This is a genomic window from Desulfosporosinus sp. Tol-M2, from assembly GCF_059735615.1.
Window position 1 is genome coordinate 25,725 of record NZ_JCAIJG010000177.1, and the last position, 15,738, is coordinate 41,462.

The 15,738-nt window shown below is 44.9% G+C and carries 17 protein-coding genes, 1 pseudogene and 1 other annotated feature; of the genes and pseudogenes, 13 read left to right on the forward strand and 5 right to left on the reverse strand.

Annotated elements, in window-relative coordinates; all coding sequences use genetic code 11:
- The first annotated feature begins 71 nt into the window (after positions 1–71).
- On the forward strand, positions 72–554 hold the full coding sequence (locus AC6I5A_RS13060) for a putative immunity protein (RefSeq protein WP_034616803.1): 483 nt from the start codon (positions 72–74) through the stop codon (positions 552–554).
- On the opposite strand, the gene AC6I5A_RS13065 is transcribed toward AC6I5A_RS13060, so the two are convergent.
- The 3 genes from AC6I5A_RS13065 to AC6I5A_RS13075 form a co-directional block, all read right to left on the reverse strand.
- The gene (locus AC6I5A_RS13065; RefSeq protein WP_034616806.1) at positions 555–1,325 is read right to left on the reverse strand and encodes a tRNA threonylcarbamoyladenosine dehydratase; all 771 of its coding nucleotides are present in this window, start codon (positions 1,323–1,325) and stop codon (positions 555–557) included.
- Between the two features lie 248 nt (positions 1,326–1,573).
- A complete protein-coding gene (locus tag AC6I5A_RS13070) occupies positions 1,574–3,646 on the reverse strand; it encodes a heavy metal translocating P-type ATPase (protein WP_034616810.1) in 2,073 nt (690 codons plus the stop codon).
- 128 nt (positions 3,647–3,774) lie between these two features.
- Entirely contained in the window at positions 3,775–4,140 is a 366-nt protein-coding gene (locus AC6I5A_RS13075; RefSeq protein ID WP_034616812.1) for an ArsR/SmtB family transcription factor, read from the reverse strand.
- A gap of 432 nt (positions 4,141–4,572) precedes the next feature.
- On the opposite strand from AC6I5A_RS13075, the gene AC6I5A_RS13080 reads away from it, so the two are divergent.
- Both AC6I5A_RS13080 and larE read left to right on the forward strand, forming a co-directional pair.
- Positions 4,573–5,199: a flavodoxin family protein gene (locus tag AC6I5A_RS13080; protein ID WP_034616815.1), complete on the forward strand. Its 627-nt coding sequence runs from the start codon at positions 4,573–4,575 to the stop codon at positions 5,197–5,199.
- A gap of 95 nt (positions 5,200–5,294) precedes the next feature.
- On the forward strand, positions 5,295–6,137 hold the full coding sequence (gene larE / locus AC6I5A_RS13085; protein WP_034616818.1) for an ATP-dependent sacrificial sulfur transferase LarE: 843 nt from the start codon (positions 5,295–5,297) through the stop codon (positions 6,135–6,137).
- Here larE and AC6I5A_RS13090 read toward each other — a convergent pair.
- Complete coding sequence (locus AC6I5A_RS13090; RefSeq protein WP_034616821.1) at positions 6,118–6,762, reverse strand: HAD family hydrolase; 645 nt, start codon at positions 6,760–6,762, stop codon at positions 6,118–6,120. The two genes, larE and AC6I5A_RS13090, sit on opposite strands and share 20 nt — an antisense overlap.
- A 280-nt stretch (positions 6,763–7,042) precedes the next feature.
- Between AC6I5A_RS13090 and AC6I5A_RS13095 the strand changes: the two are divergent.
- From AC6I5A_RS13095 to AC6I5A_RS13120, 6 genes and pseudogenes are all read left to right on the forward strand, one after another.
- Positions 7,043–7,543 (forward strand): annotated as a pseudogene (locus AC6I5A_RS13095) (GDSL-type esterase/lipase family protein); the annotation flags it as partial.
- Positions 7,544–8,263, forward strand: a complete 720-nt coding sequence (locus AC6I5A_RS13100; RefSeq protein ID WP_497900763.1) for a futalosine hydrolase — start codon at positions 7,544–7,546, stop codon at positions 8,261–8,263.
- On the forward strand, positions 8,260–9,129 hold the full coding sequence (locus AC6I5A_RS13105) for a 1,4-dihydroxy-6-naphtoate synthase (RefSeq protein ID WP_034616824.1): 870 nt from the start codon (positions 8,260–8,262) through the stop codon (positions 9,127–9,129). Before AC6I5A_RS13100 ends, AC6I5A_RS13105 begins: the two co-directional genes overlap by 4 nt.
- A 94-nt stretch (positions 9,130–9,223) precedes the next feature.
- A complete protein-coding gene (locus AC6I5A_RS13110; RefSeq protein ID WP_034616827.1) occupies positions 9,224–10,024 on the forward strand; it encodes an NRDE family protein in 801 nt (266 codons plus the stop codon).
- Between the two features lie 105 nt (positions 10,025–10,129).
- Positions 10,130–10,432 carry an autorepressor SdpR family transcription factor gene (locus tag AC6I5A_RS13115; RefSeq protein ID WP_034616830.1) on the forward strand — a complete coding sequence of 101 codons (303 nt, stop codon included), beginning with the start codon at positions 10,130–10,132 and terminating at the stop codon, positions 10,430–10,432.
- Positions 10,407–11,081 carry an SdpI family protein gene (locus AC6I5A_RS13120; protein ID WP_497900758.1) on the forward strand — a complete coding sequence of 225 codons (675 nt, stop codon included), beginning with the start codon at positions 10,407–10,409 and terminating at the stop codon, positions 11,079–11,081. Before AC6I5A_RS13115 ends, AC6I5A_RS13120 begins: the two co-directional genes overlap by 26 nt.
- A 58-nt stretch (positions 11,082–11,139) precedes the next feature.
- Here the strand turns inward: AC6I5A_RS13120 and AC6I5A_RS13125 are convergent, their stop codons facing one another.
- Positions 11,140–11,550 (reverse strand): hypothetical protein, encoded by a 411-nt coding sequence (locus tag AC6I5A_RS13125; RefSeq protein WP_034616833.1) that lies wholly within the window; start codon positions 11,548–11,550, stop codon positions 11,140–11,142.
- A 247-nt stretch (positions 11,551–11,797) separates the two neighbouring features.
- On the opposite strand from AC6I5A_RS13125, the gene AC6I5A_RS13130 reads away from it, so the two are divergent.
- The 4 genes from AC6I5A_RS13130 to AC6I5A_RS13145 all read left to right on the forward strand — a co-directional run bounded on the left by AC6I5A_RS13130 (position 11,798) and on the right by AC6I5A_RS13145 (position 15,549).
- Positions 11,798–12,139 carry a MazG-like family protein gene (locus AC6I5A_RS13130; protein ID WP_034616837.1) on the forward strand — a complete coding sequence of 114 codons (342 nt, stop codon included), beginning with the start codon at positions 11,798–11,800 and terminating at the stop codon, positions 12,137–12,139.
- 289 nt (positions 12,140–12,428) lie between these two features.
- Positions 12,429–12,947: a carboxymuconolactone decarboxylase family protein gene (locus AC6I5A_RS13135; RefSeq protein ID WP_034616840.1), complete on the forward strand. Its 519-nt coding sequence runs from the start codon at positions 12,429–12,431 to the stop codon at positions 12,945–12,947.
- 93 nt (positions 12,948–13,040) lie between these two features.
- A complete protein-coding gene (locus AC6I5A_RS13140; RefSeq protein WP_034616843.1) occupies positions 13,041–13,568 on the forward strand; it encodes a nitroreductase family protein in 528 nt (175 codons plus the stop codon).
- A gap of 112 nt (positions 13,569–13,680) precedes the next feature.
- Positions 13,681–14,020 (forward strand) — a binding site (T-box leader).
- Between the two features lie 38 nt (positions 14,021–14,058).
- The gene (locus AC6I5A_RS13145) at positions 14,059–15,549 is read left to right on the forward strand and encodes a 2-isopropylmalate synthase (RefSeq protein WP_034616845.1); all 1,491 of its coding nucleotides are present in this window, start codon (positions 14,059–14,061) and stop codon (positions 15,547–15,549) included.
- The last annotated feature ends 189 nt before the right edge of the window (positions 15,550–15,738 follow it).

Consider the following 15,738-nt stretch of genomic DNA (forward strand, 5'->3'; position numbering starts at 1 on the left):
ATGGCTTGGAGCTAAGATGGAAAGGTATTTTGGGGCAGTTGATGAAATAAATTAAAATCAGGAGATAACAAATGCGAGACAAACTATTTGTTGCCGTACATCGTGGGGGACTACTCACCAAAGATAATCATTACAAATTAATGAGATGGGCGAGGGAGTGTTCAGAACACGTATTATCATTCATTGACGGGGATATTGATGCGAGGTTAATTCATGCTCTACAGATTGCTAAAGAATGGGAAAACGGAAATGTACCTGTAGGTGATGCGATGAAGGCTTCAGTAAGCGCACATGCTGTGGCAAGAGAATCTTCTAATCCAATTTCAATAGCGGTTGCCCGTTCAACTGGACACGCTGTTGCTACTGCACATATGGCGGATCATTCACTGGGAGGACCATTATATGCTTTGAAAGCTGTGAAGCACGCAGGTGGGTCAGTTGCTAAAGAAAGAGAATGGCAAATCGAACAATTACATAAGTTGCAATTGCCTTCCGAAAATGTGGAGGTAGTTCTAACTACAATGATGAAGAAAGCGAAAAGCCTAAAAATCTAATCAACAGTTAACCTCGCCGAAATGCGACAAATCCTTGATCACTTCTCCGGCAGCAATCAGACCGGCCACTGACGGGACAAAAGCATTGCTGCCGGGAACCTGTCGGCGCTGAGTGCATTTCCGTGCCGTACCGGGAGGGCAAATATAATCTGCCTGGCAGCCGGTGGTCAGATCATCGATAGGCGTAAGTGTCGGCTCTTTCGAGTATACAACCTTCAGACTTTTGACACCGCGCCTGCGGAGCTCCTGACGCATTACTCTTGCAAGCGGACAAATAGAGGTTTTAAAGATGTCCGCCACCTCAAAAGCGGTGGGGTCAACCTTGTTGCCGGCGCCCATAGAACTGATAATCGGAACGCCAAGCTCCTGCGCTTTTAAAACCAGCTCCACCTTTCCGGTTACCGTATCGATAGCATCCACGATATAGTTATATTGTGAAAAGTCAAACTGGTCGGATGCTGCCGGGGTATAGAATATCTTATAGGTGTTCACAACCGCGTTGGGGTTGATTTCTAAAATTCGCTCCTTTGCCACATCGACCTTGTAGAGACCTATTGTTTTTCTGGTTGCGAATATTTGGCGATTGAGGTTTGTCAGACAGATTCGATCATCATCGATTAGATCCAACATACCGATACCACTGCGAGCAAGTGCTTCCACCGTAAATCCGCCGACGCCGCCCAGCCCGAAAACAGCCACACGCGCTTTGGCGAGCCGGTCCATTCCTTCTTTGCCAAACAGCAACTCGGTTCTTGAAAATTGGTTGAGCATGCAGTTTCTCCTTTGTCAAAATAGCGGCTATCTTCCGTCTTATTACTAGCAGCTATCTTCAGCCTAATTCTAAAGTGTTTCTTGATAATCAGCGTCATCATTTATCTTGGAGCCTTGAAAATAGGAAATATGGTTTTGCAGTAATCCTTTGAATTCTTTGGAAGCCCTTTTTTGCACCCTATACTACCATAGTCTAATGCCCCTAATATACTTGTCTTATTTTACTTGGTTATTATTTTACATCGTTATTACATAGTTAAATCATGTTTTACCCCAAGAAGCCGCAAGCTGTTCAATGTTACAATCAGGGATGCCCCCATGTCGGCTAGTATCGCCAGCCACAAGGTCAACCACCCGGGGAATACTGCCAATATTGCCACCGCTTTTATTACGAGTGAAAAAGTAATGTTTTGCTTAATAATGCTTATGGCTTTGCGGCTTAGAATCACAGTAAATGGTAATTTGGATAGATCATCAGCCATTAAAGCTATATCCGCCGTTTCAAGCGCTGTATCTGTCCCGGCACCCCCCATTGCAATACCAACCGTTGATAGGGCTAAGGCCGGGGCATCATTGATGCCATCGCCGATCATGGCCACTTTTCCGTATTCCTTTAATAATTCCTGGATGGCAGTTACTTTATCCTGTGGCAACAAATCAGCGCGGCATTCGTCCACCCCAACCTGAGCAGCCATTGCTTCAGCCGTCGTGACATTATCACCGGTCAACATTATAGTTTTGTTTAAACCTGCCCGTTTTAAAGCGGCAACTGCAGCCGCGCTCCCTTCGCGAACTTGATCAGCAACGGCAATAATCCCCAGGAAATTATCTTTGGTTCCCACGATCATGGCTGTTTTTCCTTCTTGTTGAAGTTTCTCCACTTGCTGAACGATGGAGGCGGTTGAAATTAACTGTTCCTGAAATAAACGTAAATTTCCGATAAAGACAGTTTGGCCGGCGACGGTTCCTTGACCGCCGCGTCCGGTTATTTCCTTAAAGTTTTCAGCCGGAGTAACCTCAAAGCCGCGGGACTTTGCCGCCTTGATAATGGAGACTGCCAATGGGTGCTCGGAAAGAGCCTCAAGGTTTGCCGCGACTTCCAGAAGGGTGCTTTCTGACAAAGCGCCGATTGGGATAACATCTGTCACAGTCGGCTCGCCTCTTGTTAAAGTACCTGTTTTATCAAAGGCGATTGCCTTTAGAGAACCCATTTCTTCCAGGTAAATGCCGCCTTTGATTAAAACGCCGTTTTTGGCTGCGTTGCTGATGGCACTGACAATTGCGACCGGAGTGGATACGACAAGAGCGCAAGGGCAAGCAACAACCAATAGGACCAGGCCCCGGTAGATCCAGGGCGCCCATGGATAGCCGAAAAACAGAGGTGGTATTAAAACAATGCCCACAACCAAAATCAGGACAATCGGAGTATAAACCGCAGCAAAACGTTCGATAAAAGCCTGAGATGGCGCCCGTTTACTCTGGGCATCTTCAACCATATGAATAATCCTGGCTATCGTGGTATCCCGCACTAATTTGGTAACTTCAATTTCCAGTGAACCATAAGAATTTAAAGTACCGGCGTAAACCTCTGCGCCCGGTCCCTTTTCTGCAGGAATAGACTCCCCGGTAATAGCGGCCTGATTGATTGCCGATGCTCCTTTTATGATCACGCCATCCATGGCTATTTTCTCGCCGGGACGGATAATCATGATATCACCGGTTATGATTTCTTCAACGGGAATTTCAACTTCGACATTTCCACGTCTGATTCTTGCCATCTTGGGCGCAATATCCATCAACCGGCAAATAGACTGACGAGCTTTATCCATAGTCCAGGCTTCGAGCATCTCCGATATTGCATACAAAAACGCAACAGTCGATCCTTCTTCATATTTGCCAATCAATACCGCGCCCAGAATGGCCACACTCATCAATACACTCATATTAAAATCACGACGTGGCAGAGCCATGGCCGCTTTGCGGAAATTGCCCCAACCGCCGCTCAGCATGGCTAATCCATAAAGGGGTAGAAAAACAAATGTCGGCATCCCTATTTTTTCAATAATAAAGGCAATCGCCAAGGTTATCCCTGAGATTATTGCCCTGCGTAATTCCCAATCTATTTGTTGGAGCGGAGCTTCCGTTGATGGCTGGGTGTATTCACTGTTTACAGTGTAATTCTCTTCCTTACCCAACTCCCTGATGCTTTCCAGGTCTGCGGTGCCTTCAACCACTAACTTGCCCGTTATCGTATTTAAATTGGCCTTGGCCACACCCGGCAGCCGTGAGACCGCCTTTTCAAATTTGGCGGCGCAGTCCATTCAGGTAATGCCATGGACTTTGAACTCCGAGATCCGTCGTGTCGGCAATTCTGTTTCTATCATCATTGGGAAGACCTCCTGCTTAATTTCACTAATTATCTGCTGCCTAATTCAAGGAATTGAGCAGCTTATTGGTTAGTGTGTCCGATATATTCAATAGCCTGCTTAAATAGGGCGCTGATATGACTATCGGTGAGGGAATAATACATTATTTTCCCGTCCCGTCTAAACTTAACCAGCTTATTAGTTCTAAGCATTCTCAACTGGTGAGAGACTGCCGAATCTGATACCCCAATAACTACCGCCAGATCACAAACACACAACTCTCGATTCAGCAGCGCAAACAGCATTTTTACCCGGGTGGGGTCGGACAAAGTCTTAAAGGTATCCGCTAAAAATTGGGCTTCATCATCCCCGATCATCTGCTGACGAACTTCCGAGACGGCATCTTCATGAATACATAAAAGGTCACATCGATCAAAATCTAATACCATATTAAACCTCCCTCTGTGGATTGAACAAATGATCAGCTGCTCATATATAAATATATATTATCCCTCTGCGATATTCAAGTATTTTATGCAGCGAACAAATAAATCAGTAGTGAACCAAGCCATACTTGGAAAATGTACAATATTGTTATCCTGGCGGATTCAGGAGAAAGATATCTTTCCACAGTTCTTTTCCAAGAAGTTTAGGGGGGAAATTCGTTATTCCTGAACATTAGCAACAGGTGAGATAAGCAGCCGACTGAGTAATAGTGATCTTAGACTACCTCTTTGTAAATAACTAATTAAGGTTTATGATATAAAGAGGATTAAGCATTAACGACGAGCATTCAGTGATCTTTGGAATCACGATCGGGTTTAAAGATGAAGGTTTCGCATACATGTTGATCGGATGAACTGAACGAAAGGAGTGCAAGTATGAAAGTAATTGCCATTAACGGAAGTCCACACAATGATGGAAACACCGCTGCAGCTTTGAAGCTCATGGCGGAGGAATTGAACAATCAGGATATTGAAGTGGAAATCATCCAGGTTGGTGACCAAGCTATCCACGGCTGCATCGGCTGTGGCTATTGTAGGGGTTCTGAAAATAACCATTGCGTTTTCGACGATGATTTGGTAAATGAAACTGTAGCTAAAATGCGGGAGGTCAACGGCCTAATTTTGGGTGCACCTACCTATTATGGCGGAATTCCCGGTGCCATGAAATCTTTTTTAGACAGGACGTTTTTCAGCAGTTCGAAGTATTTCAAGTACAAAGTCGGGACAGCCTTTGCGGTAGTGCGTCGTACCGGTGGGTTGGATGTGCATCATCAGCTCTATAACTACTTCAATCTTGCTCAAACAATTACTCCGCCGTCACAATACTGGACGGTCGCTTATGGACACGACAAAGGAGAGGTCTTGCAGGATGGGGAAGGTGTGCAAACCATCCGCAAAAACGCTCGGGCAATGGCCTGGCTTATGAAAGTCATTGATGCCAGTAAGGGTAAAATACCCCTTCCGGAAGAAGAAAAAAGAATCATGACCAATTTTGTTCGTTAAGATAGGAAAAAATTTAGGACCATGAGACTAAGGAATTCACACAGGAATTTGTTTGATTGGGGCATCTAATTTTGGCGTGAATAGAGGGAAATGCTGTGGATAATCGTTTAAGTGAGAAATTAAAGAATTTGCGCCGGAACCTTTTTCAGCTGGATTCAGCAGTCATCGCCTTTTCCGGAGGGGTAGACAGCAGTTTATTAGTCAAAGTAGCTTTTGACATTTTAGCGAAGCAATGCCTGGCAGTTATTGGTTCATCGGAGACTAATCCGCAAGCAGAATTAAAGGAAGCTGTCCAAATTGCCCAGGAAATCGGCGTTAATTACTTTGTATTAGCTACGGAAGAATTAAGAAACGAAGAATTTGCCGGTAACTCTATTCAACGCTGTTATTATTGCAAAACGGAGCTGTTTCAGAAACTAAATTCTCTAGCCAAAGAGAGAGGTTATGCTTGTATTTTGGATGGAGCCAATGCGGATGATGGCTTGGATTATCGCCCGGGAAGACTGGCAGGAAAGGAAATGGGCGTGCGCAGTCCTTTGGAAGAAGCAGGTATCGGCAAAGAAGAGGTTAGGCAGTTAGCCAAAGAATTGGAGTTATCGAACTGGGCGAAACCTTCTTTGGCTTGTTTAGCATCCCGCATTCCCTATGGGCAGAAAATTACTTTAGAAAGTTTAAAACAGGTAGAGCTGGCTGAAAGCGTTCTCAGACAGTATAATTTCCGACAGGTTAGAGTCCGTCATCATCAAACTATAGCTCGTTTGGAACTGCCCAAGGAAGATTTCCCCAGGCTGAGCGGGCCGGTTTTAGATGAGGTGGTCACTAAACTGAAAGAATTAGGGTTTATCTATATTACTTTGGATTTACAGGGATTGCGCAGCGGCAGTATGAACGAGGTGATGGACTCAGCTGACAGGTCAATCACTGCACCGTTTTCATGATCCATGCGCGAAAAGATTCCACGTTCTCAAAGGCGAAAGCCGGATGCATCGCTAACACTTTTGGAATCTGAGCGGTTTCCGCCCAGAGCGCACTAATCGGTAAAACACCGGCTTCTTTAGCAGCTTGCACATCATAGGCGATATCACCGACATAAACGACTTCTTTCGGGGTGAAATTCCAAAGGGCCAGGACTTGTTTAATATGTTCAGGTTTACTCGCTTGGTGCTCGGAGCCGGTAATTATCACCTCAAAAAACTGTTTTAAACCGGAATGTCTTAAGGAGATTTCCATGCTTCGGGCGCCCTTGCCAGAGACAAGGGCTAACTTCATTTTTCGCTCAAGCAGCAGAGTCAGGGTCTGAACGACTCCTGGAAATGGCTTAGCATAGGGCTCATGAATTCGATCATACTCATTTAGATAATACTGCAGAGCCTCTCTCCATGAATCAGGGAACAGTTTTTGAAAGACGCCTTCTTCGGAAGGCCCAAATAAAGCGGACATTTCTTTGTCGTCGTAAACACGCCCACTGAATTTTAGCAGGGTAGTATTCAGGCTGGTACGAACTACGGGCAGTGAATTAATTAATGTCCCGTCCAGATCAAAGATAAAGCCTTTAAGTTTCATTTTCTACTCCTTTTTGCTCGCTATAAGTTCCAAAAAATTTCTTCATCTATCTTTGTAACAGCGCGTACTAAGCAACTTGTTGAATAATGGAGTTGTACATTATATTATAAATTGGAACTTATATCAGTACATTTTGCTCTCAGTATTTTCTAAATATTATATACCAGATATATTCAGCACACACTCTTTCCATTTCTCAGTTAAGCTACAAATGTTGTAATAAGGTGTCACACTTTGCTCTTTGAGAGAGAAAGTGGCAAACAAGGCGGTTGAAAAATAGATGAGAATAGTTGCACTGGGGGATTCAATTACCGAAGGGTATCCTTTTACCAATCAGGAGTCTTGGGTGAAATATTTAGCCCAGGAATTACAATGTCCGGTGTTAAACCAAGGAATCTGCGGGGATTCTACGAGCGGTATGAGGGAGCGGTTTCGACGGGATGTACTTGCTTATACGCCGACCCATGTCATTATTCTGGGCGGGGCAAATGATGCTTGTGAAAGAATCCATCTGAAAAGGGTAAGCGCAAATTTTATTGCCATAGTGGAATTATGTAAGCAACATGGAATTATTCCTATTTTTGGGTTGCCTACGCCGTCCTTATTTATTGAGGAAGAACAATTCCTGAGTGAATATCGGAATTGGTTAAAAGGCTATGCGGATGCTTTAAATATTATGGTTGTTGATTTTCACTCCCCATTTTTGGACCGGATTGGAGCCGGTCAGGGTCCGCAGCTTTTCGTTGATGGAATCCATCCGAGTATTGAGGGTTATACTTTAATGGGAGAAGCGGCAGCCCAATGTTTAAAAAGCTTAAGAAAACCACCTGGTTCCATTCCTTTCAGACTGCAACCGGAAAGACAGATTGTGATCACGACGGCTGTTCCGGCCGAGAGGGATGCTGTGTTGCGTGGTCTGCGCTACGATCCCAGGTTTGACGTTTTGGTGGTGGGCGTGGGTTCGGTTGTTGCCGCAGTGAACACCGCAAGGGCTTTGATGACTGGCGATTATAGTTTAGTGATCAGCGCCGGTATCGCCGGAGGCTTTCCGGGTAGAGCTGAGGTGGGGTCACTCGTGGTGGCAAACGAGATCGTCGTCGCTGACTTGGGAGCGGAGAATCCCAAAGGGTTCCGCAGTTTGGCGGAGTTGGGTTACGGCTTTACCCAGATTCAGATTGACGCCGGCCTGACGGACCGACTATCCGGGGCGCTGCTGACGGCCAAGCTGCCCGTTAATACCGGTCCCGTGCTTACCGTCTCGACTGTTACTGGTTCGGCTGCGCGGGCCGAAGAACTTGCCGCAAGGATACCGGGAGCTACAGCCGAAGCTATGGAGGGGTATGGCGTTGGCTGCGCGGCGCTGGATCGCGCTTTACCAGTTCTGGAGATTCGCGCTATCTCCAACCTGGTCGGTCCGCTGGAGCGGTCCGCCTGGCGCATCAAAGAGGCTCTGGAGGTTCTGGAAGCTGCCGGTGCAGTATTACCGGAGGTGTTATTTTGAAGATTACTATCTCGCCTTGCCCCAATGACACGTTTGTTTTTCACGCCTGGGTACATGGACTAATACCCGGTGCACCCCAGCTGGACGTAAGCTACGCGGATATCGACATTACAAATACTTTGGCAGCAGGCCCCGGCGGACCGGATGTAGTCAAAATCTCGTACGCCGCACTACCGTGGGTCTTGTCTGAGTATGCCCTGCTGCCCTGCGGAGGCGCCTTGGGTATAGGCTGCGGGCCACTGGTGCTGACGTCAAATAGAGTAGATAGTAACAATAATCCGGCATGGCTATCAAGTAGACGGGTAGCGGTGCCGAGTGAACGATCTACCGCCAACTTGCTTTTTCGGTTATGGGCAGCCCAACATGTGCCCGGGGGAGTGGGCGAGATTGTCGTTCTGCCGTTCCAGGAAATTATGCCGGCAGTGCGGGACGGTTTGGTTGACGCCGGGTTGGTGATCCACGAGGCACGCTTCACCTATCCTTCATATGGACTAATCCTCTTGGCTGACTTAGGCAGTTGGTGGGAGAAAGATACTAATCTGCCAATCCCGCTGGGAGCGATTATCGCCCGACGGTCACTGGATCTGGCGGCAATCACAGGCTGGATTCAGGCATCGGTCAAATATGCCTGGGCACATCCTGAGGAATCGCAGGAGTATGTGCTGCATCACAGCCAAGAGTTGTCCCGGGAAGTAACCCAAGCGCACATCAAGCTTTACGTAAACGAGTTCACTGAAAATATTGGTGAGATAGGTTTTCAGGCGGTAGCATCCTTGCTAAGTAGGGCTTCTCAGGAAGGGCTGGTACCCAAGTCGGCCGGTCATCTTCTGGAAATAAGGAAAGGCGGCAAAGGAAAAAGACCTTAGATGATAGACAATTGCTACTATAACAAAAAATAAGTTCCGATTTATAATGCACAACTTCATAAGGTGAAAGAATACTAAAAAGGAGAAAGCAATTATGTGTTTGTTTTTTTTTGCCTATGATTGCCATCCGCGCTATCGCTTGGTATTTGCAGCTAATAGGGATGAATACTATCATCGACCGACTGAAACAGCCAACTTCTGGGAGACTCACCCCTGGGTTTTAGCAGGCAGAGACTTGGAGATGTTGGGAACCTGGATGGGGATTACGCGCTCCGGTCGTTTTGCAGCCTTAACCAACTTTCGGGATCCTTCGGCCAAGATTACAGATCCTAAATCCCGAGGGAAGTTAGTGAGCAACTTTCTATGTTCCACTGAATCTCCGGAACAGTACATGTCAGAGGTTACAAAGCAGCGGACTTATTATAATCCGTTTAATCTCTTGGTTGGCGACTCGGCAAAGCTCTTCTACTTTAACAAACAATCTGTGCAAGCTTTAGAACTGAAACCTGGGATTTATGGACTGAGTAATCATTTTCTAGATACGCCTTGGCCGAAAGTCCGGCAAAGCAAACAAGCTTTAACCAATTACCTGAAAAATAGAATGGTGATTGAACCGCAATATCTCTTTGAAATATTAGCAGATGCAGAACTTGCCCAAGATCATGAATTGCCAAAGACCGGGATAAGTCAAGAAAAAGAAAAATTCTTATCCTCAATCTTTATCCACGGGACTGATTATGGAACCAGATCTTCCACAGTACTCTTGATAGATCGCTATAATCATGTGATTTTCCGGGAGAAAAGTTACCTGCCGGTTCAGGAACAGCCTACCGAGGTGAACTATGAGTTTGACCTCAGTAATCAGCAAAATGAGACAAGACAACTACCTTATTGATTTTGACCGCAAAAGAGGATATAATATGACTAGATATTAGATAGTTGCCTAAATATCTAATATCTAATATCTAATCACGATTATGGGGGGGAGGAAGAACGTTTTATGCTTAATTTGCCATTCAAAGCACTTGCCGATCCGACCAGGCGGAAGATAATATTATTACTGAAAGAACGGGATCTGACAGCCGGCGAAATTGCGGAACAATTTGAGATAACCAAGCCAAGTATTTCTCACCATCTCAATGTCTTGAAACAAGCTATGCTGGTAACGGATGAACGAAAGGGACAAAACATATACTATTCGCTGAACACAACAGTATTCCAAGAGGTAGTTAAATGGTTTTTTAACGCAACACATGTTAATGAAGGAGGACTCGGAGATGTCAAAAATGCCAAAGATAAGTAGTATTTTAAAGCAAGACTGGTTGATCATCATTTTGATACTTTTAGGGTTCGCGCTCGGAATATATTTTTATCCTTTGCTTCCTGACAGGGTTCCAATCCATTGGAACGCGAGCGGAGAAGTAAACGGTTATGGAAGTAAATTGTTTGGTGCGTTTGGATTGCCGGCGATAAGTTTAGCGATGTATTTAATGTTTCTTGTACTCCCTTATATCGACCCTAGAAGAAAGAATTATGCCGATTTTAGATCAACTTACCAATTCCTGAAGTATATATTAATTTTATTTTTCCTTGGGATCGAGGTAATGACCTTTCTCATAGCTTCAGGGGTTATCGTAAACAAACCAATCTTGATTCAAATCATGGTTTCCTTGCTCTTTATCCTCATCGGCAATGTGATGGGTCGATTTAAGCACAATTATTTTGTCGGCATAAAAACACCCTGGACGTTAGCCAATGAAGAAGTGTGGAGAAAAACCCACCGACTGGCGGCACCCTTATGGGTCTTAGGCGGTGTAGTCAATATATTGTTAACCTTCCTGGATCTACATTTTAACGGGATCGGTTTCGTGATTATTATCGCAGTAATTTCAATTGTCCCGGCAGTTTATTCGTATATTGCCTACCAACAAATTGTAAAAAGTAGCAATTAGGCGAGTAGAAAAAAACCCACCCGAAAAATCAGGTAGGCCTCGTTAGTAATTCTATTTTTTACATTAAGTTTTGCTCCGAACTTGGAACAGTAAAAATTAAATTACTAAAGGTCAGTACATCTTTTAATTCAAGAAAGTTATAGTCACTTTTTTGGGCTTCTTCTATAAGGTCAGATATCGGGGTTGTCGTCAGGATGACATCTTGAGGTTGAAGTAATTGGTCAAGAAGTCCAAAGTGTTGATGGTTAAAGCGGATAGTAATGTGGATGTCATTTACCCAGGTTACTTGAAGGACGTAGGCGTCCTTATGTTCAGTTGCAAACCAATCATAGGTATACCTTGACAGTCCAGACTGATTGACAGCTCTGACCTCTTCCATAAATTCTTTGACGTAAAGAATAAGAACGTCACGGCCGTTTTCTAGTTTGCCGAAGGCAGATTGTTCAGGTGTATATGCTTGAGTAAACATAAAATCCCCCTCTTTGGACATGCAAGTCCTGGTCTCAGTCTCGTCTCATTATAATTGATGACCTTGATTTTACATATTAATTATAGACCATTTGTTGTAATTTGTCTTGTGCTGACCTCGAACATCCTGGTTCGGGTCATGGCGATGGACCCTTCCCGCCATACGGCATTTTATTTATTTATTGACATAGGTTATAACTCGCAGTAAATTTAGACTAAGTTATTTCTCAAGCGGGGGGCAGTGGAGAATGACCACAAATAGAAAGCTGACCGAAAGAATATTCAATTCCAAAACAGTAATCCTTCCTCGATTAAACCGCTTAAGTCCTTCCCTGGAAGGTACAGCCTTGAAGATCATGGAGGAATCCGGAGAGCTGGCTCAAGCCATAGGTAAATTCAGGGGGTTAAGCGGCGAGCGAAAACGATTGGATGAACAAGAAGCTATGCAGATGGTGGCTCGAGAATTGGTCGACGTGGCTCAGACAGCCGTAACTATGATGTTTGTTCTTGAAGAGCAATACGGGATAGATTTGGAAGCCATATTGGAGGAGCATATCACAAAATTAAGACAAAGGGGATATTGTGATTAGGGAATTTGCAAAACCGAACAGATATAACTGATCAGGGAATGGAGATACACTATGCTACTGGAGAGGATCTTCAGTATGTATTTGCTTGAGCGGGATAGTATCTGTATAATGTTTAAAGAGATGTCGGTTAGAAAGGGCATAAACAGAGTTCTTAGTGTCAGGTGGGGTTTTTACTCCACCTGACGGTTAGAAATCGTTATCCAGGAGTTGTACAGTTCTTATCTCCCTCTTAAAGAAGAGGGAGTCTTAGAACTGTTAGCTATCGGATGAATCAGAGGGGGAAATTTATATGTCTAGATTACCATTGATGCCATTGGAAGAGATGCCGGAAAAGACTCGCCAGATGATTTCAGGAGGTAAATCCCAACTGAGTGTTCTAAATGTCAATAAAATGGTCGCCCATGCGGAAAACAGTGCCCGCCATTTTATGCGGATGGGAAATTCCTTACTTACTCAAGCAAAACTTGATGCGCGTCTGCGTGAATTAGCCATTCTTCGGATTGCCACTCTTTGTGATTCCCGCTACGAGTGGTATCAGCATGAAATATTGGCTAAACAGGTTGGGATAACTGAACAACAAATCTCAGCTGTTAGGCTGGATAAGAATAGTCCCGTATTCAATGATCAAGAGCGTGCCGTCCTCAGATACACTGAGGAAGTCACAGTTAATGTGAAATCCAGCGAAGAGTCTTTCGCTGAGCTATCTCAGTTTCTCAGTAACCGGGAATTGGTTGAATTGACCCTCACAATCGGCTTTTATAATTTGGTGGCCCGATTTTTAGAAAATACCGGGGTGGAGATCGAGTAATAGAGCAAGCTTATAAATGAGTTCCATTAATGAATATTATTCACTAACATAATTTTGAGAGGCTGAGTCAGTAATTAGATGGGAGGAAAGATTATGTTAGATATTCTTTATAAGCGCCGGAGTATTCGGAAGTATAAAGCTGCGAAGTTAGATCCGGCAACAGTCCGGCAGCTTCTGCAAGCGGCGTTATTAAGCCCATCTTCCAAGGGGTTTCAATCCTGGCAATTTGTGGTAGTTGAAGACCCTGAGATATTGGAGCAATTGGCACTTGCTAAAAAGACGGCAGGGTTTTTAAAGGGTGCAGCCTTAGGCATTGTAGTCTTGGCTGACCCTGAAACAAGCGATGTTTGGGTGGAGGACACGGCTATTGCGTCAACGATGCTTCATTTGACGGCGGCAGCTTTGGGATTGGGATCGTGCTGGATTCAAATCAGGAAACGCCAGCATACGGAAACCGAATCGTGTGAAGAATATGTCCGCAGGATTTTGGGGATTCCAGAGAACCTCAAGGTGTTATCGATTATTTCCATCGGATATCCCGATCAGTCTAAGCCGCCTTATTCTGAGAGTGATTTAAAGTTTGACAAGGTCTCCTTAAACAAGTACGGTTCCAAATTTTAATACTTGGGTGAGTCTCTCAATATTTTAGGACGTCTTGCCAATTGCGATATTTACGCTTGACAATCATCAGAAGTAGAGTAAAATAGTAGAATATACAAAATACAAAACTGCTAAAATGACGATGAGAGGAAATAGTACAGTCCCGTTTTCCGTTTTAGAGAGCTGCCGGTTGGTGAAAGGCAGTAACGGAATAGGATTGGAACTCTTCCTCGAGTAGCCGACCGAAATTGATTAAAGTAGGCTCGGACGGAGCTTCCGCCGTTAAAAGGAAGGCGATATCGGATAACTCGAAGATCGTTGTTCGATGTTAGCAGTTCGATCCATGAAGGTCATATTTCGGATCGAACCACGAATCACGAACCACGAATATCGATTAACTCCCGTATCTGCAGAGAAGACGGCTGTTTGCTGTCAACTTGAGTGGTACCGCGAACTAACCCTTCGTCTCAATCAGAGACGAGGGTTTATTTATTTAAGGAGGAATTTACAAATGCGCAAGTTATATGTTTTTGATACTACCCTTAGAGATGGCGAGCAATCCTTGGGGATTACTCTGAATGTAAAAGAAAAATTGGAGATTGGCCGCCAGTTGGTGAAGCTCGGCGTGGATATTATTGAAGCCGGTTTTCCCGCCTCTTCGCCGGGGGATCTGGAGTCAGTCCGCACGCTTGCCCGGGAACTGAAAGGAGTGATTATTTGTGGCTTGACCAGGGCAGTCGAGCAGGATATCGATATTTGCGCCGAAGCCTTGCGCCTTGCTGAACATCCAAGAATTCATACCGGGATCGGGGTTTCGCCGATACATATGGAAATGAAATTGAACCTCAACCCGGACCAAGTCGTGGAGCGGGCGGTTTCAGCCGTGAAGTACGCCAAGAAATACGTGAGCGACGTTGAATTTTACGCGGAAGATGCTTTCCGCAGTGACCCGGCATTCTTGGCCCGGGTTATTGAGGCGGTTATCTCCGCCGGGGCCACCGTGGTTAATCTCCCCGATACCGTGGGCTATGCAAGTCCGTGGGAATACGGAGAACTTATTGGTTATGTTATTCAGAACGTTAAGAATATTGAGCAAGCAACCGTAAGTGTGCATTGCCATAACGATTTGGGAATGGCAACGGCCAATGCTCTGGCGGGTATCAAAGCAGGAGCCAGCCAGGTAGAAGGAACAATCAATGGGATAGGTGAGCGGGCAGGAAACACTTCCCTGGAAGAGGTAATTATGGCAATTTACACCCGGCGTGATGGATACGGGGTAAAGAGCAAGGTTAATACCCGGGAGATATCCGCCACCAGCAGACTTGTTTCCCGCATAACAGGGGTGACAGTGCCTGCTCACAAAGCAATAGTTGGGGCGAATGCTTTTATGCATGCTTCGGGTATTCACCAGGATGGGGTTCTCAAAGGCAGAGAAACCTATGAAATAATTAAACCGGAAACCATTGGCGTTCCTCAAAATTTAATAAGTCTTTCGGCAAGATCAGGCAGACATGCCCTTCAATATAGGCTTGAAGAATTAGGGTATTCAATAGAAGGTGCTCAACTTGATGATGTTTATCAAAGGTTCTTACAGCTGGCGGATCTGAAGAAAGAAGTGTTAGATCAGGATCTCTATGTGTTGATGGGGGATTCGGAAAATCCTGCGAGTAATATTGTACTCCAGAATATGTCTATTGCGACAAATGGTCTGGGGCAGGCTACAGCTACCGTAATTCTGGAAATAGAGGGAGAGGTGTTCACTGATGCCGCCTGTGGCAATGGCCCGGTGAATGCTCTTTTTAATACAATTGACAGGATAACAGGAAACTTGGCAACACTCGAAGATTATACCCTGAAGTCAGTGACTCGGAGCAGTGAGGCATTGGGAGAGGCCACTGTCAAGTTGCGTTATGATAATGGCCGGCTTGTGGTAGGAAAGGGATTCTCGACGGATATCATCCAAGCTAGTGCAAAAGCTTATATAAATGCCTTGGCGAAGTAACCCGCCAGGTTGAAATAGAAGGATAAACTCGTTTTCGCAGCGGTCAAGGCTATTTGCCACCGTTGGGCAATTTTGTATGTTGTATTATTTAATTGATCATAAATATAAATTGAAAATTAATATTGCCACGGTCAAGCTAAGGGGATATAATGATAAAATAGTTGTGCAATAAATTACAATTTGGAGGAT